The sequence below is a fragment of the Piscinibacter sp. PDB5-1 genome, from assembly GCF_056676035.1.
In genome coordinates this window covers 1,416,344-1,438,241 of sequence record NZ_JBWVZL010000001.1, presented here as the reverse complement: position 1 = coordinate 1,438,241, position 21,898 = coordinate 1,416,344, and the positions used below count along the sequence as shown (strand labels likewise).

The 21,898-nt window shown below is 68.8% G+C and carries 17 protein-coding genes and 1 riboswitch; of the genes, 11 read left to right on the top strand and 6 right to left on the bottom strand.

Annotated features, from left to right (window positions below):
* Positions 1 to 35: 35 nt before the first annotated feature.
* The 5 genes from AC1KAT_RS06510 to AC1KAT_RS06490 all read right to left on the bottom strand — a co-directional run bounded on the left by AC1KAT_RS06510 (position 36) and on the right by AC1KAT_RS06490 (position 5,787).
* Entirely contained in the window at positions 36 to 1,259 is a 1,224-nt protein-coding gene (locus AC1KAT_RS06510) for a DUF3089 domain-containing protein (RefSeq protein ID WP_480323951.1), read from the bottom strand.
* Positions 1,260 to 1,383: 124 nt separating this feature from the next.
* A complete protein-coding gene (locus AC1KAT_RS06505) occupies positions 1,384 to 2,103 on the bottom strand; it encodes a helix-turn-helix domain-containing protein (RefSeq protein ID WP_480323949.1) in 720 nt (239 codons plus the stop codon).
* A gap of 224 nt (positions 2,104 to 2,327) precedes the next feature.
* Complete coding sequence (locus AC1KAT_RS06500; RefSeq protein WP_480323947.1) at positions 2,328 to 3,134, bottom strand: AraC family transcriptional regulator; 807 nt, start codon at positions 3,132 to 3,134, stop codon at positions 2,328 to 2,330.
* Between the two features lie 135 nt (positions 3,135 to 3,269).
* On the bottom strand, positions 3,270 to 4,457 hold the full coding sequence (locus AC1KAT_RS06495) for an extracellular catalytic domain type 2 short-chain-length polyhydroxyalkanoate depolymerase (protein WP_480323945.1): 1,188 nt from the start codon (positions 4,455 to 4,457) through the stop codon (positions 3,270 to 3,272).
* Positions 4,458 to 4,581: 124 nt separating this feature from the next.
* Positions 4,582 to 5,787: a YbfB/YjiJ family MFS transporter gene (locus AC1KAT_RS06490; RefSeq protein ID WP_480323943.1), complete on the bottom strand. Its 1,206-nt coding sequence runs from the start codon at positions 5,785 to 5,787 to the stop codon at positions 4,582 to 4,584.
* A 167-nt stretch (positions 5,788 to 5,954) separates the two neighbouring features.
* Between AC1KAT_RS06490 and AC1KAT_RS06485 the strand changes: the two genes are divergently transcribed.
* The 11 genes from AC1KAT_RS06485 (at position 5,955) to AC1KAT_RS06435 (ending at position 21,268) form a co-directional block, all read left to right on the top strand.
* A complete protein-coding gene (locus AC1KAT_RS06485; protein ID WP_480323941.1) occupies positions 5,955 to 6,827 on the top strand; it encodes a transglutaminase-like domain-containing protein in 873 nt (290 codons plus the stop codon).
* Between the two features lie 57 nt (positions 6,828 to 6,884).
* Positions 6,885 to 6,980, top strand: a riboswitch (S-adenosyl-L-homocysteine riboswitch).
* A gap of 86 nt (positions 6,981 to 7,066) precedes the next feature.
* Positions 7,067 to 8,494: an adenosylhomocysteinase gene (ahcY, locus tag AC1KAT_RS06480; RefSeq protein ID WP_480323939.1), complete on the top strand. Its 1,428-nt coding sequence runs from the start codon at positions 7,067 to 7,069 to the stop codon at positions 8,492 to 8,494.
* A 164-nt stretch (positions 8,495 to 8,658) separates the two neighbouring features.
* A complete protein-coding gene (locus AC1KAT_RS06475) occupies positions 8,659 to 9,417 on the top strand; it encodes a TlyA family RNA methyltransferase (protein WP_480323937.1) in 759 nt (252 codons plus the stop codon).
* 94 nt (positions 9,418 to 9,511) lie between these two features.
* The gene (gene metF / locus AC1KAT_RS06470; protein WP_480323935.1) at positions 9,512 to 10,354 is read left to right on the top strand and encodes a methylenetetrahydrofolate reductase [NAD(P)H]; all 843 of its coding nucleotides are present in this window, start codon (positions 9,512 to 9,514) and stop codon (positions 10,352 to 10,354) included.
* A gap of 264 nt (positions 10,355 to 10,618) precedes the next feature.
* Positions 10,619 to 11,248, top strand: a complete 630-nt coding sequence (locus tag AC1KAT_RS06465) for a ubiquinone biosynthesis protein (protein WP_480323933.1) — start codon at positions 10,619 to 10,621, stop codon at positions 11,246 to 11,248.
* Positions 11,249 to 11,329: 81 nt separating this feature from the next.
* Positions 11,330 to 13,552 (top strand): flotillin family protein, encoded by a 2,223-nt coding sequence (locus tag AC1KAT_RS06460; RefSeq protein WP_480323930.1) that lies wholly within the window; start codon positions 11,330 to 11,332, stop codon positions 13,550 to 13,552.
* A gap of 88 nt (positions 13,553 to 13,640) precedes the next feature.
* A complete protein-coding gene (locus tag AC1KAT_RS06455; RefSeq protein WP_480323928.1) occupies positions 13,641 to 13,901 on the top strand; it encodes a hypothetical protein in 261 nt (86 codons plus the stop codon).
* Positions 13,902 to 13,977: 76 nt separating this feature from the next.
* A complete protein-coding gene (locus tag AC1KAT_RS06450) occupies positions 13,978 to 14,532 on the top strand; it encodes a TFIIB-type zinc ribbon-containing protein (RefSeq protein ID WP_480323926.1) in 555 nt (184 codons plus the stop codon).
* A gap of 23 nt (positions 14,533 to 14,555) precedes the next feature.
* Positions 14,556 to 19,739 carry a DNA repair ATPase gene (locus AC1KAT_RS06445; protein WP_480323924.1) on the top strand — a complete coding sequence of 1,728 codons (5,184 nt, stop codon included), beginning with the start codon at positions 14,556 to 14,558 and terminating at the stop codon, positions 19,737 to 19,739.
* A gap of 59 nt (positions 19,740 to 19,798) precedes the next feature.
* Positions 19,799 to 20,479 carry a phospholipase D-like domain-containing protein gene (locus AC1KAT_RS06440; RefSeq protein ID WP_480323923.1) on the top strand — a complete coding sequence of 227 codons (681 nt, stop codon included), beginning with the start codon at positions 19,799 to 19,801 and terminating at the stop codon, positions 20,477 to 20,479.
* Positions 20,480 to 20,500: 21 nt separating this feature from the next.
* Positions 20,501 to 21,268 carry a hypothetical protein gene (locus tag AC1KAT_RS06435; protein WP_480323920.1) on the top strand — a complete coding sequence of 256 codons (768 nt, stop codon included), beginning with the start codon at positions 20,501 to 20,503 and terminating at the stop codon, positions 21,266 to 21,268.
* Between the two features lie 19 nt (positions 21,269 to 21,287).
* Here AC1KAT_RS06435 and AC1KAT_RS06430 read toward each other — a convergent pair whose 3' ends face one another.
* On the bottom strand, positions 21,288 to 21,866 hold the full coding sequence (locus AC1KAT_RS06430; RefSeq protein ID WP_480323918.1) for a 5-formyltetrahydrofolate cyclo-ligase: 579 nt from the start codon (positions 21,864 to 21,866) through the stop codon (positions 21,288 to 21,290).
* Positions 21,867 to 21,898 lie beyond the last annotated feature (32 nt).

Here is a 21,898-nt window from a genome sequence, read left to right as displayed (position 1 = left end):
AGGGGTCATGCGTCCAGCCTGCTGGACGCCGGGGTTCAGCGCGATTGCTTGGCGAAGGCTTCGACCTGCTGCGATACCACCTCGACGAGGTTGCCCATGGTCAGCTCCATCTCGGCCGTGTGCAGGCCCCATTCGGGCAGCACGCGGTGGCCGACGCGCACGTCGCCGGGGATGTCGATGCGCAAGGCCTTGGCCTCGGGCACGTGGTGCACGGCGAGGTAGCTGACCTCGGGCCGCGAGATGCACTCGGCCTGGGCCAGGCCCTTCAGGCCGACGTAGGGCGCGTCGTTGGAGGCGAGACCGGCGCGCTCGACCAGGTCGGCCGTGCGGCCGGTGCGGGTGATGAAGTACGAGCTGAGGTCGGCGCGGCCGCCGGCCAGCGCGGCCGGGTTGGTGCACGCCACCTCGGTGCTGTCGTTGCTGAGGCCGAAGCGCGAGTTGTCGGGCAGGGCCGCCGTCGCGCGGAACGACACGAACGCGATTGCGCAACCGGTCTGTGCGGGGGCGCGGCACAGCGGGGTCTGCTGCAGCGTGCCGCCGACGTCCTTGCCCCGGGGCACTTCGACATTGGCGCCGATCAGCAGGGCCGACACGAGTTGCTTGTGAACGGGCTTGCCTTCGATCTCTTCGCGCAGCAGGGCGCCCAGCAGGCGACCGCCCTGGGCATGGCCGATCAGCACGACCGGGCGGCCGCGGTTCTCGTGGCGCAGGTAGTGAGACCAGGCGTCGCGCACGTCCTTGTAAGGCAGCAGTTCGTCGATGGGCAGCGCGTCGCCCATCGTGCGCGCGCGCTGGCCGCGCAGCGTGACCTGGCGGTACAGCGGGGCGTAGGTGCGGCACACGGTGCTGAAGCGCGCGAGCTGGATCTCGGCAATGCGCTGTTCTTCGTCGCCCGGCGTCATGTCGGCATTGCCCTCGGCATCGCCCGACACGGTCGGGTAGACGTAGAAGCAGTCGGCCGCGGGCTGCGCCGGCCGCGTGGCGGTCTGGCGCACGCCCTTGGCGGGCAGCGCGACGAAGTTGGCCGTCAGGTCCACCGCGCACGCGTCGGCGCGGCCGGGGCGGCACAGCCAGTTCTCGCCGCGCGCGTAGTCGTTGGGCGGCACCTTGAGAGTGAAGGTCGAGACTTCGGGCGCCGCGGCGGGCGAGCCGTGGGCCTGCACCGCGAGGCTGCCGGCCAGGGCGCAGGCGCCGACGGCGGCGCGCAGGGCGGCACGGGCTGCGCGCGAAGGACGAAAAGCGATCAGGGGCGAGGTCATCGTGGAGGCCATCTCAGGACAGGTGGGTCAAAACAATCGGGAGCGTCGCCCAGGGGCGGCGCGGGAGAAAACGGCAGAGGCGCCAGTGCGTCCGCGGGCGGACGCCGGCCCCGGCGCTGCGGGCTCAGCGGAACACTTGCACCGCGCTGCTGCGCATGTAGGACGGGCTGACGCCGTAAAAGAGCCGCCAGGTGCGCGACAGGTGCGAAGAATCGCTGTAACCCGCCTGGTAGGCGATGTCGGTCAGCGTGAGCTTCTTCTCGGGCGCGAACAGCGGCCAGGCGCGCGCGTTGCGCAGCCAGCCCTGGTAGGCGCGCAGTGGCAGGCCGAGCGAGCGCTCGACCCGGTGCGCGAAGACGGAGGGCGACAGCCGGGCCGAACGCGCCAGCGCGTCGAGCGACAGGTCGAGGTTGGCGTCCATCAGGCGCAGCAGGTGGATGCCCTCGGCATCGTGCGTCTTGGCGTCGCAATGGTCGATGCGGACCGCCGAGACGATCTGGTTGAACAGGTCGAACGCCGCTTCGAGCGAGCCCTCGGTCGAGGCGACCTGCTGCAGCGCGTCGTCCCACGCGCTGAAGCGCTCGCGCCGCAGCACGCGCACGTCGTCGGCGAAGGCCTGGGCGAAGGCCGGGAAGGCCTTGTGCGAAGGCGCGATGTGCAGGCTGACCAGGGCCACCCCGCGGGCGTCGAGCGAGCGCAGCACCTGCGGCCCGACCACGGCCGCGCTGACCAGCAGCTCGTGCCCGGCTGCGCTCAGGCGGAAGGGGCGGCCGCAGGCGCTCAGCAGCACCACCGCGTACGGGCGGGCGGTGCGCGACGCGACCACGCCGTGGGATGTGTGCACGAAGCCCCGCGGGCCCAGCGTGTAGTGACGATCCGGTGGATGAACGGCCGCCGGATCGTTGTCTCTTCGATGCGGTTGCACGGTTAGCCTTCTGTGTGGCTTGAACGGGCGTGCACGTTAACCCCAGCAGGGCGAAGCACAACCTAGGGATGGCACGGAGCCGGGTGTCGCGCAGGCGTCAAGCTGGCCATTCCGCATGCTCGGCAGGGTTTTTGATAAGCCGCTCAACGAAACGACCGCACCTGCGTGCGCATGTAAGAAGGGCTGACGCCGTACAGGCGGTGCCAGGTGCGCGACATGTGGGCCGAGTCGCTGTAGCCGGCCTCGTGGGCCGCGTCGGTCAGCGAGAGGTCGTCGCGAAAGGCGAACAGCTCCCAGGCCACGGCGGTGCGCCGCCACGCCTGGTAGCTGCGAAACGGCAGCCCGAGCTGCGTGTTGAAGAGATGGGACACGCGCGCGGTCGGCAGCCCCACGTCGCGCGCGAGCGCCGCCAGCGGCCGCTCGAAGCCGGCGTCGAGTGCGTACAGCACCGCCGTCATCGCGGCATCGACCGACACACTCACCCCGTGGTCGAGCGGCACCGCCTGCACCACCTGCTCAAACAGGTGCCGCACCGCGGGCAGGTCCGGCGAAGCCCACACGATGTCACGCAGCGCGAGGTTCCAGTGCTCCAGATGGTCGCGCCGCAGCAGCTTCACCTGCCCGCCGCTCAAGAGGCTGAGCGCCGCGAAGCTCGGGTGGTTGGGCGCAATGTGGAAGGCCAGCAGCTCGATGCCGGTTGCGTCGAGTGAGCGCATCACCTGCGGGCCGACCAACGCGGCATCGGTCATCACGTCCAGCCCCTGCGCGCGCAGGCGGAACGGCCGGCCGCAGGCGCTGAGCAGGATCACTGCCTGCTGGCGCGCCGTGTCCATCGATCGCATGCGGTACGAGGCGTGCAGAAACCCCGCCGAACCGAACCAGTAGTGGCGGTCGGGCGGAAATTCGCCGGGCGTGGCGATTTCGGTGGTGGGCAACAGGCGGGCAGCCACGGGCGGGGTGTGCGCAGAAGCGTTCGGGCCTCGAACTTACCCCCGCGCACGGCCTTCCACAGCTAGGGATGACACGGCACCCGATCGCAGGGGTGCCACAAACCGCACGCCCGCCGCCGCCGGCGGCGGGCGGGCTCAGCGGCAACTGTCGGCCGCGACTTTTTCGTAGACGCCCGGGGCGGTCTGCCGCAGCGAGGCGCTGCCGAAGAAGTACCAGCCGAGTGGTTGGTTGCTGCCCAGCGCCCGCACCGTGCCCCACCAGAAATAGGCGCGCCCGGCGCTCACATGCGCCGCATTCGAGGCGGTGATGCAGGGTGAGGTCGGTGCGGGCGGCGTGGCCTCGCCCGACAGCCGGCCCACCATGGCGCGCACGGCGGCCATCTGCGGACCGGTCTTGCGCGCGTAGTCGGCGCGGTCGTAGCCCCACCAGTCCCAGCAGCCGTTGATGGCCGCGCTGCCCGTCTGCGGGTAGAGCAGCACGATGCGGTTGGTGTCGGCCCAGCGGTTGTAGCCGGTGCTGCGCACGTACTGCTCGCCCAGGTTGGCGGTGTTCTGCCGGCAGCCGTGGAACACGACGTGCAGGCGGCACGGGCTGGCTCCGCCCGCGCAGGCCTGCGGCACGTAGGCCCAGCCGGTGTCGGCCATGGCATGGCCCTGCACGAACTCGGTCTGGTCGAACTCGATGAACTGCCCGCCCAGCGCGCCGTTGTTGCGTGGCGCGAGCGGGCCGTGCAGGTGCTGGAGGATGTCGCCCGCCAGGTCCACGTCGCAGTCGTTGATGAAGGGCGTGCCCGTGGTCGCGCAGCTGCTGCCGGTGTCGTCGGTGACCATCGCGTGGCCAGCCGCCACGTCGTTGCGAAAAACGATGTGGGCCGCAGGCACGAAGTCGGCGTAGTACGAGCGCAGGTCGGTCATCACGCCGGGCTTGACCGTCGGGTCTTGCGTGCCACTGAAGAGGTAGACCTTCGAGGTCTGCAGCTTCTCGACCGGGTCGATCAATCCCTGCTGCGCCCAGGTGCGTGTGGTGCTGACGAGCGACGCGACCGGGATCGACGTGTTGTGCGCCATGCACCGCCCGGTGGCGTTGGCGAGCACGCCCTCGGCGCAGAAGTACGGCCCGCCCGCCACGACCCCGGCGCCCTTGCTGAAGGTGGCCGAATAGGCGACGTGCATCTGCACCGTCATGAACCCGCCCGAGGACAAGCCCGAGACGCTGACCTCGGCCGGGTCGATGGTCAGGGCGGGCAGCTTGGCGGGTTGCGCAAACGTGCTGCCGGCGAGCAGCAGCAGGGTGGCTGCGCAGGCGAGGGTGGGGCGTGACATGGCGGACCTCCTTCGCGGCGCTCGGTCGGCGACGCATCGGCGCAGTCTGTGCCGTGCCCCCGGGGCTGACAAGCTATCACTTAGGGATGGCCGGGCCTTGCGCCGGGCGAACGCTGGGTGCGTGTCAGGCCGAGGGCGCCGCGCCCACGGGGCGCTGAAAGAACGCCACCGCCGCGCCCACGGCGAGCACGCCGGCCGACACCGCCAGCCCGGCGCGCAGGCCACCGCTGCCGTCCGACAGCCAGCCCACCAGGCTGGGGCCGACGATCTGCCCGGCCGCGAAGACGATGGTGAACGCAGCGATGCCCCCCGGCCACGCGGCGGGCGGCGCGTTGTGCCGCACCAGCGCCGTGGTCGAGGCGACGACCGAGAGGAAGACCGCGCCGAACAGCGCCCCGGAGGCGAACACGGCGGCGGGATGCGCGCTCCATACCGGCAGCAGCGTGGCCAGCGCAAGCAGGCCGTTCAGCAGCCCCATCGACTCGCCGCCACGAAAGCGCTGCAGCAGCCGGGCCCACAGGAAGGACGAGGCCATCACCCCCGCGCCCAGCAAGGCATAGAAGGCGGTGACGAAGCCGCCGCCCAGACCCTGTTCGCGCAGCAGCGTGACGATGAAGGTCATGTAGCCGATGTAGCCCAGCCCGAACAGGAAGTACGAGCCCAGGCCGCCGAGGTACTGGCGCCATGCGAAGCCCACGCTGGCCGCGCGTTCGGCCGGGTGGCTGTCGAGCCGGCGCGTGGCGCGCGCGGTCACGGCCGTGGCGACCAGCGCCAGCACCCCGAGCGCCACCCAGGCCCCTTGCCACGCATGCGGGCGCGGCCACGCGACGACCGGCGGCACCAGCAGGGCCGAGGCGACGATGCCGGCTCCCGTGCCGCCGTAGTAGATGCCCAGCACCAGTCCGGGTGACAAGGTGGTGCCCACCGCCGGCAAGGTGCCCACCAGCCGCGCCGCGAGCAGCCCGCCTGAGACGAAGGTGGCGGCGCTGGCCACGCCGGTGACGAGGCGCAGTGCGTACAGGCCCGCGTCGTTCAACACAGCGCCGTGCGCGGCGAGCAGCAGTGCCGAGCCTGCGCTGCCGGCCAGCAGCACGTGCCGCGCATCGAAGCGGCGCAGCCACAGCGGCGCGAGCAGCGCGCCCAGCAGGTAGCCCGCGGCATTGGCGGTGTTCATCGCGCCGGCGGTGAGGTAGGTCCAGCCGAGGTCGGCGCGCATCGGCGGCAGCAGCAGCGCGTACGAAAAGCGCGCCAGTCCGAGCGACACGGCGGCGCCGAGCGCCAGGGCGCAGGCCACGCGCAGGGCGGCGGTGCGGGTCGCGGCAGGCGTCATCGGCGGCCGGTGGGTGAGCCGGAAGAACGGTTCATGCGGCGAGTCTTGCACAGGCACCGCCGTGGTGCCTCCTGCGGTCCTACCGCGGCATGCGACGCGGGCCGATGGCGACGCCCACGCGGCCGCAGTGCAATCACCGCCTTGTGTTTTCGACGAGGAGATTTCCCATGTCCGACGCCCTGTGCGAGCCGTCGCCCGCCGCCACGAGCGCCGAAGCCGCCGGCCACGCAGCCCCCTTCGAAGCGCCCGCGGGCGAGACCTTCGACATCGACTGCACCCTCGGCTACGAGGTGAGCGGCACGAGCGACTTCATTTTTCTCGTGCATGCCTTGCAGGGCATGGACCAGACCGTGCTGAACGAGTCGCTGGTGCTCACGCCCGAGCTGCCGCATCACGTCTACCAGGACCCGACCGTGCACCACCGCTTCCTGCGTGTGCACGCCGAGTCGGGCGCTTTCACGCTGCGCTACCGCGCCCAGGTGCGACGCGTGCCCGAACCGTTGGACCTGAGTGCGCCCGAGTGGCCGGTCGCCGACCTGCCCGAGCAGGTGTTGCACAACCTGATGCCCACGCGCTATTGCGAGTCCGACCTGCTGGGCCCGGCCGCCTGCAAGCTGTTCGGTGGCCTGCCGCAGGGTTTCGCCCGGGTGCAGGCAATTTCGGACTGGGTGCACGAGCACATCGAGTACCGCGTCGGTTCGACCACGCCCACCACGACCGCGCGCGATGTGTTCGTGCAGCGTGCGGGCGTGTGCCGCGACTTCGCCCATCTGGCCGTCACCTTCTGCCGGGCGCTCAACATCCCGGCGCGGCTGGTGGTGGGCTACAGCCGCTTCGACGAGCCGCCGCCCGATTTCCATGCCGTCTTCGAGGCCTTCGTCGGCGGGCGATGGGTGATGTTCGACCCCACGCGCCTGTCGCCGGTCGATGAAATGGTGCGCATCGCGGTTGGCCGTGACGCCAAGGACGTGGCCTTCGCGACGATCTTCGGCCCGGCGCGCATGGTGCAGATGGCGCCGTTGATCGAGCCCGTGGCCTGAGTACTTTTTCACGCCGGCGCCTGGAAATGCGCCGGCGCGCTGACTACAATCGCGGCTCTTTCCGAGGAGCGTTGCAAGGTGCCCCCACCCGTCAGTCGGGTTCGGCGTGGTCCCCCAGGCTCGGAAATCAGATTGCAACCGCGCTCACCCGCACGATGTGTCCTCGTGGGTGAGTGGTGATGTCCCCCTCCCTTTCGTTTCGGCGCGTCGCGCGGGTTCCTCTCACTCCTGGAGCCTGTATGAACGCTGTGCTGAAACCCACGAACGACCACGCCGTCGCCGACCTGTCCCTCGCCGACTGGGGCCGCAAAGAAATCAAGATTGCCGAGAGCGAAATGCCGGCGCTGATGGCCATCCGCGCCGAATTCGCCAAGACGCAGCCGCTGAAAGGCGCGCGCGTCACCGGCTCGCTGCACATGACCATCCAGACCGCCGTGCTGGTCGAAACGCTGCAAGCCCTGGGCGCCGACGTGCGCTGGGCCTCGTGCAACATCTTCTCGACGCAAGACCACGCCGCCGCGGCGCTGGCGGCCGTCGGCACGCCCGTCTTCGCGCACAAGGGCGAAACGCTGGCCGAGTACTGGGACTTCACCCATCGCATCTTCGAGTTCGGCGCCAAGGGCACCGAAGGCGAAGGCCCGAACATGATCCTCGACGACGGCGGCGACGCCACGCTGCTGATGATCCTGGGCAAGAAGGCCGAGAAGGACGCTTCGGTCATCGCCAACCCGACCAGCGAAGAAGAGACCTGCCTGTTCGCGTCGATCAAGGCCAAGCTCGCTGAAGACCCGACCTGGTACACGCGCAAGTCGGCCCAGATCATCGGCGTGACCGAAGAAACCACCACGGGCGTGCACCGCCTGAAGGAGATGAGCGCCAAGGGCACGCTGCCCTTCCGCGCCATCAACGTGAACGACTCGGTCACCAAGAGCAAGTTCGACAACCTGTACGGCTGCCGTGAGTCGCTGGTGGACGGCATCAAGCGCGCCACCGACGTGATGATCGCCGGCAAGATCGCCGTGGTGGCCGGCTATGGCGACGTGGGCAAGGGCTCGGCCCAGGCCCTGCGTGCGCTGAGCGCGCAGGTGTGGGTCACCGAGATCGACCCCATCAACGCGCTGCAGGCCGCGATGGAAGGCTACCGCGTGGTCACGATGGACTGGGCCGCCGACAAGGCCGACATCTTCGTCACCACGACTGGCAACAAAGACGTCATCACGCACGACCACATGAAGGCGATGAAGAACAACGCCATCGTGTGCAACATCGGCCACTTCGACAACGAGATCCAGGTCGCGTCGCTCGAAAAGTACGAGTGGGAAGAGATCAAGCCCCAGGTCGACCACGTGATCTTCCCCGACGGCAAGCGCATCATCCTGTTGGCCAAGGGTCGCCTGGTGAACCTGGGCTGCGGCACGGGCCACCCGAGCTACGTGATGTCGTCGAGCTTCGCCAACCAGACCATCGCGCAGATCGAACTGTTCACGCACCCCGACTCGTACGACATCGGCAAGGTCTACGTGCTGCCCAAGCACCTCGACGAGAAGGTCGCCCGCCTGCAGCTGACCACGCTGAACGCGCAGCTGACCGAGCTGACGGAAGAGCAGGCGGCCTACATCGGCGTGCCCAAGCAAGGCCCGTACAAGCCCGACACGTACCGGTACTGATCGACACGGCCCGCAAGGGCCGTTTCGATCTCGTCCCCGAGCCCCGTTCGGGCCGAGTCGATCGAAGCCTGCGTGCGCCACGGCCATCGCAAGCACTTCGGCAAGCTCGGTGCGAACGGGATCGGGGCCACCCGACGACAAACCCAACGGCACACGCCGAACCCATGCGCGCTGACCAACTGATCGTCCAACAAGGCCTCGCGCCCACCCGGTCCGCCGCACAGCGGTTGATCGAACGCGGCGCCGTGCGCTGGCTCGGCCCCAAGGGCTGGGCCGTGGTCAACAAGGCCGGACTCGACGTGCCCGACGACTGCGAACTGCAGGTCACCGACGACGCCGAGCTGCGCTTCGTGTCGCGCGGCGGCCTGAAGCTCGAAGGCGCGCTCAAGCACTGCAAGATCGACGTGACCGGCATGAGCTGCCTCGACCTCGGCCAGAGCACCGGTGGCTTCACCGATGCGTTGCTGCAGGCCGGTGCGGCGCAGGTCGTCGGCATCGACGTGGGCCACGGCCAGCTGCACCCGAAGATCGCGGCCGATGCACGCGTCGTCTGCTACGAGGGCTTGAACGCCCGCGACGTGGCCGGCACGCCCTTCGAGGCCGCGCATGCGAAACACAGCTTCGGTTTCGTCACCGCCGACCTGTCCTTCATCACCTCGACGCACGTGCTGCCGACGATGGTGGACTACCTCGCGCCGGGCGGTCACCTGCTGGTGCTGGTCAAGCCGCAGTTCGAGTTGCAGCCCGCGCAGATTGGCAAGGGTGGCATCGTGCGCGACCCGGCGCACTTCGCCGAAGTCGAGACGCGGCTGTGGCAGGCCTGCAAGGCGCAGGGGTTGAAGGTGCAGACCTATTTCCAGAGCCCCATCAAGGGCGGCAACGGCAACACCGAGTTTTTCGTCTGGGCGCGCTTGCCCGCTTGAAGATCCACGCACGGGCCGAGGGATTGAGCCCCTGGCGCCTGCCCGTCGATGCCCCCACGGGCCACGGGTGCGCTGCACGACCAAGAGGAATGCCATGAGTCAAACGAAGCTCCCCATCAGCCTCGAATTCTTTCCGCCCAAGACGCCTGAGGGCGTCACCAAGCTCGCCGCCGTGCGCCAGCAGCTGTATGCGCTGAAGCCGGAGTTCTGCTCGGTGACCTACGGCGCGGGCGGCTCCACGCAAGACGGCACCTTCACCGCGGTGCAGGCCATCCTGGCCGAAGGGGTGGACGCGGCCTCGCACTTCACCTGCATCGGTGCGAGCCGCGAGTCGGTGACCGAAAAGCTCGCGCAGCTGAAGGCCATGGGCGTGAAGCGCCTGGTCGCGCTGCGCGGCGATTTGCCCAGCGGCTACGGTGCCAGCGAACTCGGCGAGTTGCGCTATGCCAGCGACCTGATCGCGTTCATCCGCGAACAGTCGGGCGACGACTTCCACATCGAGGCTGCGGCTTACCCCGAGATGCACCCGCAGGCCAAGAGCCCGCAGGCCGACCTGGAGGCCTACGCCGCCAAGGTCAAGGCCGGCGCCAACTCGGCCATCACGCAGATGTTCTTCAACGCCGATGCGTACTTCCGCTTCGTCGATGAGGCGCGCAAGCTGGGCGCCGACATCCCGGTGGTGCCCGGCATCATGCCGATCACCAACTCGGCCGGCATCATCCGCTTCGCCGATGGTTGCGGCGCCGAGATTCCGCGCTGGGTGCGCCTGCGCCTGCAGGCCTACGGCGACGACATCGAGTCGATCAAAGCCTTCGGGCTCGACGTGATCAGCGCGCTGTGCGAACGCCTGCGCGCGGGCGGTGTTCCGGGGCTGCACTTCTACACGATGAACCAGAGCGCGGCCACGCTGGCCATCTGCGAGCGTCTGGGCCTCTGAGCGGCTGACTGAGCCGACGCTGACCCCGCCCGGACCCGTGCGCGTCACAAGCGCACGGTCTGCACGTGTCACCCCCGGCGGAGTGATGGACACCCCGCCGTGCGCTGCCTACGCTTGCGCCCTCGCGTCGCCTGCTGCGAACGCGGGTACAACCGATTACGAAGTTGAGGGTCCGCGCTAGTCCGTGGCCCCGCAACATCGGCAGACAATCGGCCGAGACGCACCGCATCGAGTGCATCGGGCGGATTCGACGAGGGAGTTCGGGTGACGGGTTTCATCGATGCCGCGGTGGCTTATCCCACCGCGATCTACACCGCACTGCTCGGTGTGGTCGTTTTCTATTGGCTGCTGGCGCTGGTCGGCCTGGTGGATTTCGAAGCGGGCGGGCTCGATGCCGACGTGCAGGCCGATGCCGCCGTCGATGACCTGGGCGCACTCGGCAGCTTCATCGTGGCGCTGGGCCTGGCCGGCGTGCCCTTCTCGTTCATCGTCAGCCTCACCGTCATCGTCGGCTGGACGCTCAGTTGCCTCGCCGGCATGTGGCTGCTGCCGCTGGTGCCCACCGCGCTGCTGCAAGCGGCCGCCGGCACGGCGGTGCTGATCGGTAGCCTGGGTGTCGCGCTGCTCATCACCGCGCAGGCGCTGCGCCCCTTCAAGCGATTGTTCGTGACCCACAAGGCCGTGTCCAACGCCGCGCTGGTGGGCCACGCCTGCCGCGTCACCACCACCCGTGTCGATGAGTCCTTCGGTTATGCCGAGGTGCAGCGCCGCGGCGCCGGGCTCAACGTGCGTGTCTGGGCGCGCACGCCGAATTCGCTCGTCCAGGGCTCGATGGCCCGCATCGCCGAATACGACGAGGCCCAGGGCCGCTACCGCATCGAGCCTGACCGCTGATCGACACCTTTTTTGCGGTGCGCCCCATGAGCGCGCCGCTGCCTGTGTTCACGTTTCCAAGCCGTTTCTGAGGGAGAGTCCATGACGCCGATCTTCGTTTCCGCCGGGTTGCTGGTGCTGTTCTTGTTGATGGGACTCGTGATGTTCGCGAAGTTCTATCGCAAGGTCGAGCAAGGCATGGCCTTGATCGTCAACAAGCTGAACGACCAGCCCGAGGTGACCTTCACCGGCGGCATGGTGCTGCCGATCATCCACAAGGCCGAGTTGATGGACATCTCGGTCAAGACGATCGAGATCGACCGCTCGGGCTCGCAGGGCCTGATCTGCAAAGACAACATCCGCGCCGACATCAAGGTGAAGTTCTTCGTGCGCGTGAACAACATGGCCGAAGACGTGCTCAAGGTGGCGCAGAGCATCGGTTGCGAGCGCGCCTCGAACCACGAGACGCTCGAAGAGCTGTTCTCCGCCAAGTTCTCGGAAGCGCTCAAGTCGGTCGGCAAGAAAATGGAGTTCGTCGATCTCTACCAAGACCGCGCGAAGTTCCGCGACGAGATCCTGGGGGCGATCGGCGCCGACCTCTCGGGCTACAAGCTCGACGACGCCGCCATCGACTACCTCGAACAGACGCCGGTGCACAAGCTCGATAGCAACAACATCCTCGATGCGCAAGGCATCAAGAAGATCACCGAGCTGACGGCCATCGAGCACGTGCGCACCAACGAGCTGCGCCGCAACGAAGAGCTGCAAACGAAGAAGAAGGACGTCGAGACGCAAGAGGCCTTGCTCGAACTCGAACGCCAGCAGGCCGACGCCACCGCGCGCCAGCAGCGTGAAGTCGCGTCGGTGAAGGCGCGCGAAGAGGGCGAGACCGCCAAGGTGCAGTCCGAAGAAAAGGCCAAGGCCGAGATGGCCCGCCTGCAAGCGGTGCAGCTGGTGTCGGTGCAGCAAGAGAACGTGCAGCGCGAAAAAGAAGTCGCCGAAAACAACCGCAAGCGTGCGGTGGCCATCGAAGAAGAGAAGGTCATCCGTGCCCGCGAGCTGGAGGTGGTGGACCGCGAGAAGGAAGTGACGCTGCAGCGCATCGAGAAAGACAAGGCCGTCGAGGTGCAGAAGAAGGCCATCGCCGATGTGATCCGCGAGCGCATCGTGGTCGAGCGCACGGTGGCCGAACAAGAAGAGGCCATCAAGGACGTGCGCGTGGTGGCCGAGGCCGACCGCACCAAGAAGTCCACGATCATCATGGCCGAGGGCCAGGCCGAAGAGAAGATGGTGATGGAGGTCAAGGCCGCCGAGGCGCAAGAACGCCGCGCCCGCCACAAGGCCGCCGAAGAACAGACGCTGGCCGATGCGCGCCTGAAGGTCGCCGAGCGCGAGGCCGAGGCCAAGAAGCGCGAAGCCGAAGGCGTCGAGGCCATCACCGCCGCGCCGGGCCTGGCCAACGCCAAGGTGCTGATCGCCGGGGCCGATGCGAAAGAGAAGCAGGGCCTCGTCGATGCGAAGGTCGAGCTGGCGCGTGCCGAGGCCGTGCTCAAGACGGGCCAGGCCACCGCCGGTGCCGTCGAAGCCAAGGCGCTGGCCGAGGCCTCGGGCCTGCGTGCCAAGTTCGAAGCCGAGGCCCAGGGCAAGCAGCAACTGGGCGTGGCCGAAGCGACCGGCCTGCGCGCCAAGCTGGAGGCCGAGGCCGAAGGCAAGCAGAAGCTCGGCATGGCCGATGTGACCGTGCGTGCGGCCGATGCCGACGCGGCGCTCAAGGCCGGCCAGGCCGATGCGCAGGTGGTCGAGGCGAAGTTCAAGGCCGAGGCCGAGGGCCTGCGCGAGAAGTTCGAGGCCATGAAGGCGATGGGCCCCGAAACGCGCGCCCACGAGGAATACCGCATGCGCCTGGAGATGGCGCACACCGAGACGCTCAAGGGCATCGAGGCGCAGACGCACATCGCCAAAGAGCAGGCCGAGGTGCTGGCCGCGGCGCTCACCAAGGCCAACATCGACATCGTCGGCGGCCAGGGCGACTACTTCGAGCGCTTCGTCAACGCCATCTCGGTGGGCAAGAACATCGATGGCACCGTCAACAAGAGCAACACGCTGCAGGTCGCGTTCAAAGACCAGCTCAGCGGCAAGCGCAACGCGGTCGATGACCTGCAAGGCCTGATCGGCGCGCTGGGCAGCTCGGCCACCGAGCTGCAAGAGCTGAGCGTCGCCGCGCTGTTGAAGAAGGTGATGACCGAAGGCAGCGAGACGCAGAAGGCGGCGCTGAACAACCTGTTGAGTGGCCTGGGCATCAAGCTGCCGGGAGTCGGCGCATGAGCGCGCAGGTCGAGCACCGGACCGCTCCCAAGCCGGCCTGCATCCCCTCGGGGGATCGGTCGATGTATTCATCGGACGAGGGGTTGTCATGACCATGAAAGAGTCCCGCGACTACCTGGAGCTGACCTACCGCTCGATCCAGTGCTTCGCCGACGACGGCAAGTTGCTGCCCGACGAGCTGGGCAAGCTGCTCGACATCGCCAAGCGCGATGGCGCCATCGACGCCAACGAGCGCCGCGTGCTGCTGTCCATCATCGGCCGGCTCACGCCCGAAGAGCTGACGCCCGAGATGCGCGAGACGCTGGCCGTCGTGCGCCAGCAGGTCGCGTTGTGGCGGCCGCCGGCTTGAGCAGCACCTGGCCCCGCTGCATCGCCCCCTGACCATCGAGCACAGGCGCTGCGGCGCCGACACGGAGACCTCTTCCATGTACGCAAGCCTTCGTTGCCGCTGCTTGCCCGAAGGCGCCGAGACCTTCGTCGCCGTCGAGCTGGCCCCCGAGCTGCAGGCCGTGCAGTGCCACAGCTGCTCGGGTGCGCTGCTGCACCTGAAAGACTGGCAGCACTGGCGCATCCATTCGCCGCAGCCGCTGCCGGTCGAGCCGCCCAGCACCCCGCAGGACAACGAGGCCGACGGCCGCGTGCGGCCGTGCCCGGTCTGCACCCGCCTGATGCAGCGCTACCGCGTCACCGTCGATGCCGACTTCTGCATCGACCGCTGCGCCGCGTGCCAGCTCGTCTGGTTCGACCGCGACGAATGGGCGGCGCTCGCCGACCGGGGCCTCAGCGGCCAACTGCGCAGCGTGCTGAGCGACGCCTGGCAGCGCCAGTTGCGCGACGACGAGGTGAGCGACCGGCGCGAAGAGGCGCTTCGGGCCCGCTACGGTGAGGCCTGCATCGACGAACTGGCGCGCATCCGCAACTGGCTCGACGCCCAGCCGCAGCGCGATGAGCTGGTCGCGCTGCTGCGCGCCGGCTGGTGAGTGGCCCGGGAGCCCCGACGACGATGGAATCCCCCGACCAGGCCGCTGCGGCGGTGCCCGAAGCCGCCGACGCCACCGAGCGCATGGTGGCCGAAAGTGGCAGCTACGACCTGCTGAAGCAGCGCCTCGCCGCGCAAGGCGACACGCTGCTCGCGCAGGCGCAGAAGCTCAACACCGCGCGGCTGAGCGAGTTCGGCCAGACCGAGCAGGCGCTCATCTTGCGCACCCGCGCGCGCACCGAGAACAACTGCGTCGCCCGCGACATCGTGCGCATCGGCGACCTGCTGATGTTCGGCTACAACGTGTTCATCGGGCTGCGCAAAGAGACGTCCGTCAGCGACGTGTTCGCGCTCTACCGCCTGCCGCCCGAGGGCGCCGACGAGCTCGAAGCCGTGCCGCTGGCCGGCAGCTTTCTCGACGACCCGCGCTTTCAGAACGACTTCCGCGAGCTGTACGCCTACTACAAGCAGGCCACGCTCACGCAGTTGCGTGTCACGGCCGACAAGCTGCTGGCGGCCTTCCAGATCGGCCAGCAGATCCACGACGTGCGTGTGTTCCGCTGGCACATCGAGCGCGATGGCTCGGTGCGCTACACCGACAACCGCGGCGAGCGCGACATCGCCTTGCCGCCCAGCCACGACTTCGAGTGGACCGTCACCACGCGCGAAGACCACATCGGCGGCAAGCACCCGCACATCAACATCCTCGACACCGTGTTCGTCGAGACGGTGGGCGGCGACCTCACGGTCAAGGTCGAGAACAACACCGAGACCGGCCTGGGCATCTACAGCGAGCCGGTCGACGACCGCACGCAGTCGCTGACCGACGCCGAGGTGGCCTACGCGAAGCTGGGCCTGTTGATCCTGCTGCGCGTGAAGCCGTACCGCGAGCAGACGCTGCGCTACCTCGTCTACAACACGCGCACGCAGAAGGTCGAGCGCATCGACGCCATCGGCGGCTCGTGCATCCAACTGCCCGAGGACCACGGCATCCTCTTCCCCGGCGGCTACTACCTGCAGTCGGGCGAGAACAAGCGCTTCGACCTGCCGGGCGAGGTGGTCGAGAACCTGCGCTTCAAGCGCATGCTCAAGTCGCCCAACGGCGAAGACGTGCTCTATGTCTTCTACCAACCGGGTTCGGGGCACTACGCGCTCTTCACCTACAACCTGATCGAGAAGACGCTCACCACGCCCATCGTGGCGAACGGCTACGCGCGCTTCCCCGACGGGCGCATCCTCGTGTTCCAGGCTGACCGCGGCGAACCGACGCGCGTGCACCCCATGCAGCTTTGGCAGACGCCCTTCGCGAGCGACGAGCACGCGGCCGCGCAACCGGCTGGCACGGGCTTCTTTGGCCGCATCGGCAATGCCGAGCTGGTGCGCGGGGTTTCTGACCTGATGGGCATCGCCCGCGCCGTGCGCGAGCAGGCCCCGACCAAGGCGGCCTACGAAGACCTGATCCGCCAATGCACGCGCGTGGCCGATGCCTACTTCTGGCTCGATGCGCCCGAGACCGGCGGCCTGCAAGCCATGCTGCGCGGCATCGCCGACTCGGCGCGTCACACGCTGGCCGAGTTCGAGAAGGTCGATGCCATTCGCCGCGAGACGGCACGCGCGCTCGCCAATGCCGAGAGCGAACAGCGCGCGCTGGCCACCGACATCGCCAGCATGATGTGGCGCGAGCCCGGTGACTTCGTCGCCGCGCTCAACCGCCTGCGCGAGCAGCGCGGCAAGCTGCAGATGCTGAAGGAGCTGCGCTACGCCGACCTGCCGCGCATCGCCGGCATGGACGCCGACATGCAGGCCGAGCAGCAGCGCGTGGGCGAACGCGCGATGCGCTTCCTCGCCGATGAGAAGGCCTTCGACGGCCAGCGCAAGGCGCTCGACAAGCTCGTCGCCGAGCTGCCGGCCGCGACCACCACCACGGCCGTCGGCCAGTTGCTCGAATCGCTCGACACGCAGGCCGCCGGCCTCGACCTGCTGACCGAACAGCTCGGCAACCTGCCCGGTGGCGACGCGGTCACGCGCACGGCCATCCTCGACCGCATCTCGGGGCTCTACACCGACATCAACCGCCTGCGGGCCGATGCGCGCAACCGCCGCAAGGCCATGGGCGCGACCGAAGCCGCGGCCGAGTTCGGGGCACAGTTCAAGCTCTTCGGCCAGGCCGTCGAGAACGCGCTCGAATTCGCCGACACGCCCGAGAAGTGCGACGACGCGCTGACGCGCCTGCTCGCGCAGCTCGAAGAACTCGAAGGCCGCTTCGCCGAGCAAGAGGGCTTTCTCGGCGACATCGCCGCCAAGCGCGAGTCGGTCTACGAGGCGCTGAGCGCACGCCGCCAGAGCCTGATGGACGCGCGCCAGGGCCGCGCGCAGGCGCTGGGCCAGGCGGCCGAACGCATCCTCGATGGCATCCCGCGTCGCCTGGGGCAGTTGAACGACCTCGCGGCGGTGCACAGCTACTTCGCCGCCGATGCGTTGATCGCCAAGCTGCGCAAGCTCATCGACGACCTGCGCACGCTGGGTTCGGCGGTCGCTGCCGACGACCTCGCCACGCGCCTCAAGACCGCGCAAGACCAGGCCGTGCGCTCGGTGCGCGACAAGCGCGAGCTGGCCGCCGACGACGGCCACACGCTCAAGCTCGGCCGGCACGCGTTCACCATCAACAAGCAGCCGCTCGACCTGACGCTGATCGTCAAGAACGAGCGGCCGACCTTCCACCTCGCCGGCACCGACTACGACGCGCCGGTGAACGACGCGCGCCTCGCGCCGCTGGCCGGCTACTGGGCACAGACGCTGGTGTCCGAAGGGCCGCAGCTGTCGCGTGCCGAGTACCTGGCCGGCGCGATGCTGCAAGCCTGCCAGCACGGGCAGGACGAGCTGACCGGGGCCGAGCTGCAGCGCCTCGTCGCCGAAGGGCCGGAAGGCTTCGCCGCGCTGCTGGCCCACGTGCGCCGCTTCGCCGCGCCGCGCTACCAAGAGGGCTACCAGAAGGGCATCCACGACGAAGACGCGGCGCACCTCCTGGCCGCGCTCGCGGCGATGCAAGACGCGGCCGGCCTGCTGGTCTACGGCCCGACCGAGCGGGCGCTGGCGCTGCTGTACTTCCAGCACAGCCGCTTCGTCGCCGAGCGCGAGGCGCTGCAGCGCAAGTCGCGTGCGGCCTTGCAGATGCAGCAGCTGTTCAACAGCCGCGAGGCGCTGGCGCGGCTCGAAGCCGAGACGGCTGCGGCGCTGACGCAGTTCGCCCGCGAGTTCACGCCCGACCTGCTCGACGCCGGCGACGACCACACCGAGCGCCTGCACACGCTCACCACGCAAGCTGCTGCCTACCTGGTGCGTCAGCTCGCCGCCGATCGCGGCACCGAGGCCTGGGTCGTGTCGGGCGCGGGTGAAGACCTCGTCGCCGCGCTGCACCGCGAGCTCGACCGCGGCGGCCGCTGGCAGGCCTGGCAGCACGACCTCGACGCCGCCACGCCGCCCGAGCGCTGGCGGCTCGCGCGCCAATGGGTGCGCGCCTTCGCGCAGGCGCAGGCGCCGCAGTCGCTGGTGTGGGCGGACGACGCGGCCAGCATCCTCGCCGCACCCGCCGCACGCCAGCGCGTGAACGCGACGCTCGACATGCAGCTCACCGGCCTGCGCAGCGAGCACGCGCGCATCACCGACGGCACGCTCGCGCTCAACCTCAACGACTTCTGGCGGCGCTGGCTGCACCACACCGCGCACGACGTGCCGGGCTTCAACGCGCTGCAGACACTGCGGCACGAACTCATCACGCAAGAGAAGGCGCGGCTGCGGCTGGGGCAGTTCCAGGCCAAGCCGCTGTCGAGCTTCGTGCGCAACCGGCTGATCGACGAGGTGTACCTGCCGCTGGTCGGCGACAACCTCGCCAAGCAGCTGGGCGCAGCCGGCGACAAGGCCCGCACCGACCGCATGGGCCTGCTGCTGCTGATCTCGCCGCCGGGTTATGGCAAGACGACGCTGATGGAGTACGTGGCCGACCGCCTGGGCCTCATCTTCGTGCGCATCAACTGCCCGGCGCTGGGCCACGGCGTCACCGCCATCGACCCGGCCACCGCGCCCAACAGCGCGGCCAAGCAAGAGCTCGAAAAGCTCAACCTCGGCCTGGCGATGGGCAACAACGTGATGCTGTACCTCGACGACATCCAGCACACGAACCCCGAGTTCTTGCAGAAGTTCATCGCGCTCGCCGACGGCACGCGGCGCATCGAAGGCGTGATGAACGGCGAGACGCGCAGCTACGACCTGCGCGGCAAGCGCTTCGCCCTCGTGATGGCCGGCAACCCGTACACAGAGTCGGGCGACGTGTTCAAGATCCCCGACATGCTGGCCAACCGGGCCGACATCTACAACCTGGGCGACGTGCTCTCGGGCAATGAGTCGCTGTTCGCGCTGTCGTACATCGAGAACTGCCTGACCGCGAGCCCGACGCTCTTGCCGCTGGCTTCGCGCGACCCTAAAGACGTGCACCTGCTCGTGCAGATGGCCGAAGGCGCGCAGGTGCCGGCCAGCAGCTTCTCGCACGGCTACAGCGGGGTCGAACTCGAAGAGCTGGCCGCGCTGATGAAGCGCCTGTTCCGTGCGCGCGATTTGCTGCTGAAGGTCAACCTCGCGTACATCGAGTCGGCCGCGCAGCACGACGCCTACCGCACCGCGCCGCCGTTCAAGTTGCAGGGCAGCTACCGCAACATGACCAAGCTCGCCGGCAAGATCACGCCGCTGATGCGTGACGAAGAATTGGATGCACTGCTGCGCGATCACTACCGCGGCGAGGCGCAGACGCTGACCACCGGCGCCGAAGAAAACCTGCTCAAGCTCGCGCAATTGCTCGGCACACCGACCGACGACGAGCGCGAGCGCTTCCAGAACATCTGCGACGAGTTCGTGCGCCGCAAGAAGCTCGGCGGCGACGACACCGACGGCAGCACGCGCATCGCCAGCACCTTGCTCGATGTGGCCCGTGCGGTCGATGGGCTCAAGCCCGCCGAGACCAGCGAAGGCCTGCGCATGGCCGAAGCGCTGCTGGAGCTGTCGGTCACCTACCGCAAGATCATGCTGCCGCTCATCACCGCGACCGAGCAGCGCTTGAAGCTCGACAGCAACATCCGCGACGAGGTCGAGCGCGTGGGGCGTGCACTCGAAGACGTGAAGAAGGGCAAGAAGCCGGGCACGCCAGACAAGGGCTGAGCGTGGGCTTCGGCCGGCTCCACCCACGCAAGCCGCGGATGGCCAACAGGACACCAGACATGGACGAACTGCTGAACGAGATCGAGCAAACCCTCCTCGACGAGCGCCTGAGCGACGAGGAAAAGCGCTCTCTCACGCAGGCGCTGCGTGAGGCCTGCCCACCCGAAGACGGCCTGCGCCAGTTGCGCAACCGGGCCTTCGACCTCGTGCGCGAGCGCACCACCGACGCCGAACACCTCGGCCTGTTGAAGTGGCTCGAAGGCGTGATGCGCGCACTCGACGTGGGCCGCGCACCCATCGGCGCCTTGCGCTCGCACGCGCACTTCAGCCCCGGCAACGACTGCCTCCTGGCCATCCAGCAGCAACTGCGCAGCGCCAAGCGTCAGGCCGACCTGTGCGTGTTCACGATCTCCGATGACCGCATCACCGAAGACGTGCTCGCCGCGCACCGCCGCGGCGTCGCGGTGCGCCTCGTCACCGACAACGAAAAAGAGTTCGACGCCGGCAGCGACGTGGCCCGCTTGCGCGACGCGGGCGTGGCGGTGGCGGTCGATCGCACCGAGGCCCACATGCACCACAAGTTCGCCCTCTTCGACGGCACCTGGCTGCTCAACGGCAGCTACAACTGGACGCGCAGCGCCTGCCAGTACAACGAAGAGAACCTCGTCATCTGCAACGACCCCGGCCTCGTGCGGCAATTCCAGGCGCAGTTCGACGCGCTGTGGAAGTCGCTGCGCTGAGCCCCTTCACCGACCATCGCCATGTCACGCCCCGAATACAACTGGAAGCTGCCCCGCGAGATTGCCGAACGGCTGGGGGCTGAAAGCTACGGCGCGCAGCGCGCGATCTTCGAGAAGGGCTACCTGATGGTGGTGCTGCACGAGCCGCCCAGCGGCGAGGGCAACGAGCGCGTGCACCGGGTCTTCTTGCGCAAACCCGAGGGCGACTGGCTCTTCCACGGCAATCCGCAGGGCCAGCACGCGCTGGCCGACCTGCTCGACCAGTACGACAAGCTGCTCGACCAGCTCGACAAGCGCTACCGCCAGGCGCACAGCGCCGAACTGCTGTTTCAGTTGATCGACCGGCTGATGCCGCTGGCGCGTGCCGGCACCAACCTGAAAGACGCCTTGCAGGCCGCCCGCCAGCACATCGACGGCGACGCGGCGCTGATCACCGCCCGCGACCGCGCGGTCGAGGTGGCGCGCGGGCTCGAACTGCTGCTGGCCAACGCCCGCCTGGCGCTCGACTACCGCCTCGCCCGCCACGCCGAAGAGCAGACGCAGGCCGCGATGGCCGGCACGCAGGCGCAGCTGAAGCTCAACACCATCGCGGCGCTGACCTTTCCGCTGATGACGCTGGCGGCCGTGTTCGGCATGAACCTGCCGAGCGGCCTCGACGGTGCGCCGGCCTGGGTCTTCTGGGCCGTGTTCGCGGCCGGGCTGGGGGTGGGTTTTCTGGTGAAGGGCTGGGTGCGGGCGCTGCCGAAGCCGGCGCTGCCCGCCAAGCCGGTGGCCAAAGGCAAGAAGTAGCGCTTGCCCGCTCAGCCGCTCAGGCGGGCCGCTGCCACATCACGCCCTCTTCGGTGAGCATCGCGTCGAGCGTCAGCTCGTCGGGCTCGGCGCGCAGCATCGGCAAGAAGCCGTGTGAGTAACCCACGCCGACCATCAGGGGGCGCGGGTTCATGTCGATCAGCGAGCGGTGGAAGAAGCCGCCGCCGTAGCCCAGGCGCACGCCGCCGGGGCCGTAGCCGATGCAGGGCAGCAGCAGGATGGCGGGCTTGAACGGGTCCGTGCCCTTGGGCTTGGGGATGTCGTGCGCGTCCAGCTCCATCGGGCAGCCCGGGTACCAGACGTGGAAGCGCAGCTCGCCGGTGGTGCGGTCGCTCACCGGCAGGCCGATGCGGCGTGGCGATCCCTCGGGGCCGCCTTCGCTCCAGCGGTACAGCGCGGCCATCGGGTCGAACTCGCCCTTGATCGGCGAGTAGGCGCCGATCGACGACTCCTTGCGGCTCACCAGCCAGGCGCGCAGCACGCTTTGCAGTTGCACCGCGCGCTCCAGCCGGTCGGGCATGGCTTGGCGGGCGGCGATCAGTTTCTCGCGCAGGGCGCTGCGTTCTTCGGGCGTCATTCAGGCACTTTCGAAGCGTGATGAAGGCGGCT

Bases quoted from the DNA above. Each gene is read 5' to 3' on its own strand.
- AC1KAT_RS06510 (WP_480323951.1), bottom strand. From the start codon at position 1,259: ATGACCTCGCCCCTGATCGCTTTTCGTCCTTCGCGCGCAGCCCGTGCC.
- AC1KAT_RS06495 (WP_480323945.1), bottom strand. From the start codon at position 4,457: ATGTCACGCCCCACCCTCGCCTGCGCAGCCACCCTGCTGCTGCTCGCC.
- AC1KAT_RS06490 (WP_480323943.1), bottom strand. From the start codon at position 5,787: ATGACGCCTGCCGCGACCCGCACCGCCGCCCTGCGCGTGGCCTGCGCC.
- AC1KAT_RS06485 (WP_480323941.1), top strand. From the start codon at position 5,955: ATGTCCGACGCCCTGTGCGAGCCGTCGCCCGCCGCCACGAGCGCCGAA.
- ahcY (WP_480323939.1), top strand. From the start codon at position 7,067: ATGAACGCTGTGCTGAAACCCACGAACGACCACGCCGTCGCCGACCTG.
- AC1KAT_RS06475 (WP_480323937.1), top strand. From the start codon at position 8,659: ATGCGCGCTGACCAACTGATCGTCCAACAAGGCCTCGCGCCCACCCGG.
- metF (WP_480323935.1), top strand. From the start codon at position 9,512: ATGAGTCAAACGAAGCTCCCCATCAGCCTCGAATTCTTTCCGCCCAAG.
- AC1KAT_RS06460 (WP_480323930.1), top strand. From the start codon at position 11,330: ATGACGCCGATCTTCGTTTCCGCCGGGTTGCTGGTGCTGTTCTTGTTG.
- AC1KAT_RS06455 (WP_480323928.1), top strand. From the start codon at position 13,641: ATGACCATGAAAGAGTCCCGCGACTACCTGGAGCTGACCTACCGCTCG.
- AC1KAT_RS06450 (WP_480323926.1), top strand. From the start codon at position 13,978: ATGTACGCAAGCCTTCGTTGCCGCTGCTTGCCCGAAGGCGCCGAGACC.
- AC1KAT_RS06445 (WP_480323924.1), top strand. From the start codon at position 14,556: ATGGAATCCCCCGACCAGGCCGCTGCGGCGGTGCCCGAAGCCGCCGAC.
- AC1KAT_RS06440 (WP_480323923.1), top strand. From the start codon at position 19,799: ATGGACGAACTGCTGAACGAGATCGAGCAAACCCTCCTCGACGAGCGC.
- AC1KAT_RS06435 (WP_480323920.1), top strand. From the start codon at position 20,501: ATGTCACGCCCCGAATACAACTGGAAGCTGCCCCGCGAGATTGCCGAA.
- AC1KAT_RS06430 (WP_480323918.1), bottom strand. From the start codon at position 21,866: ATGACGCCCGAAGAACGCAGCGCCCTGCGCGAGAAACTGATCGCCGCC.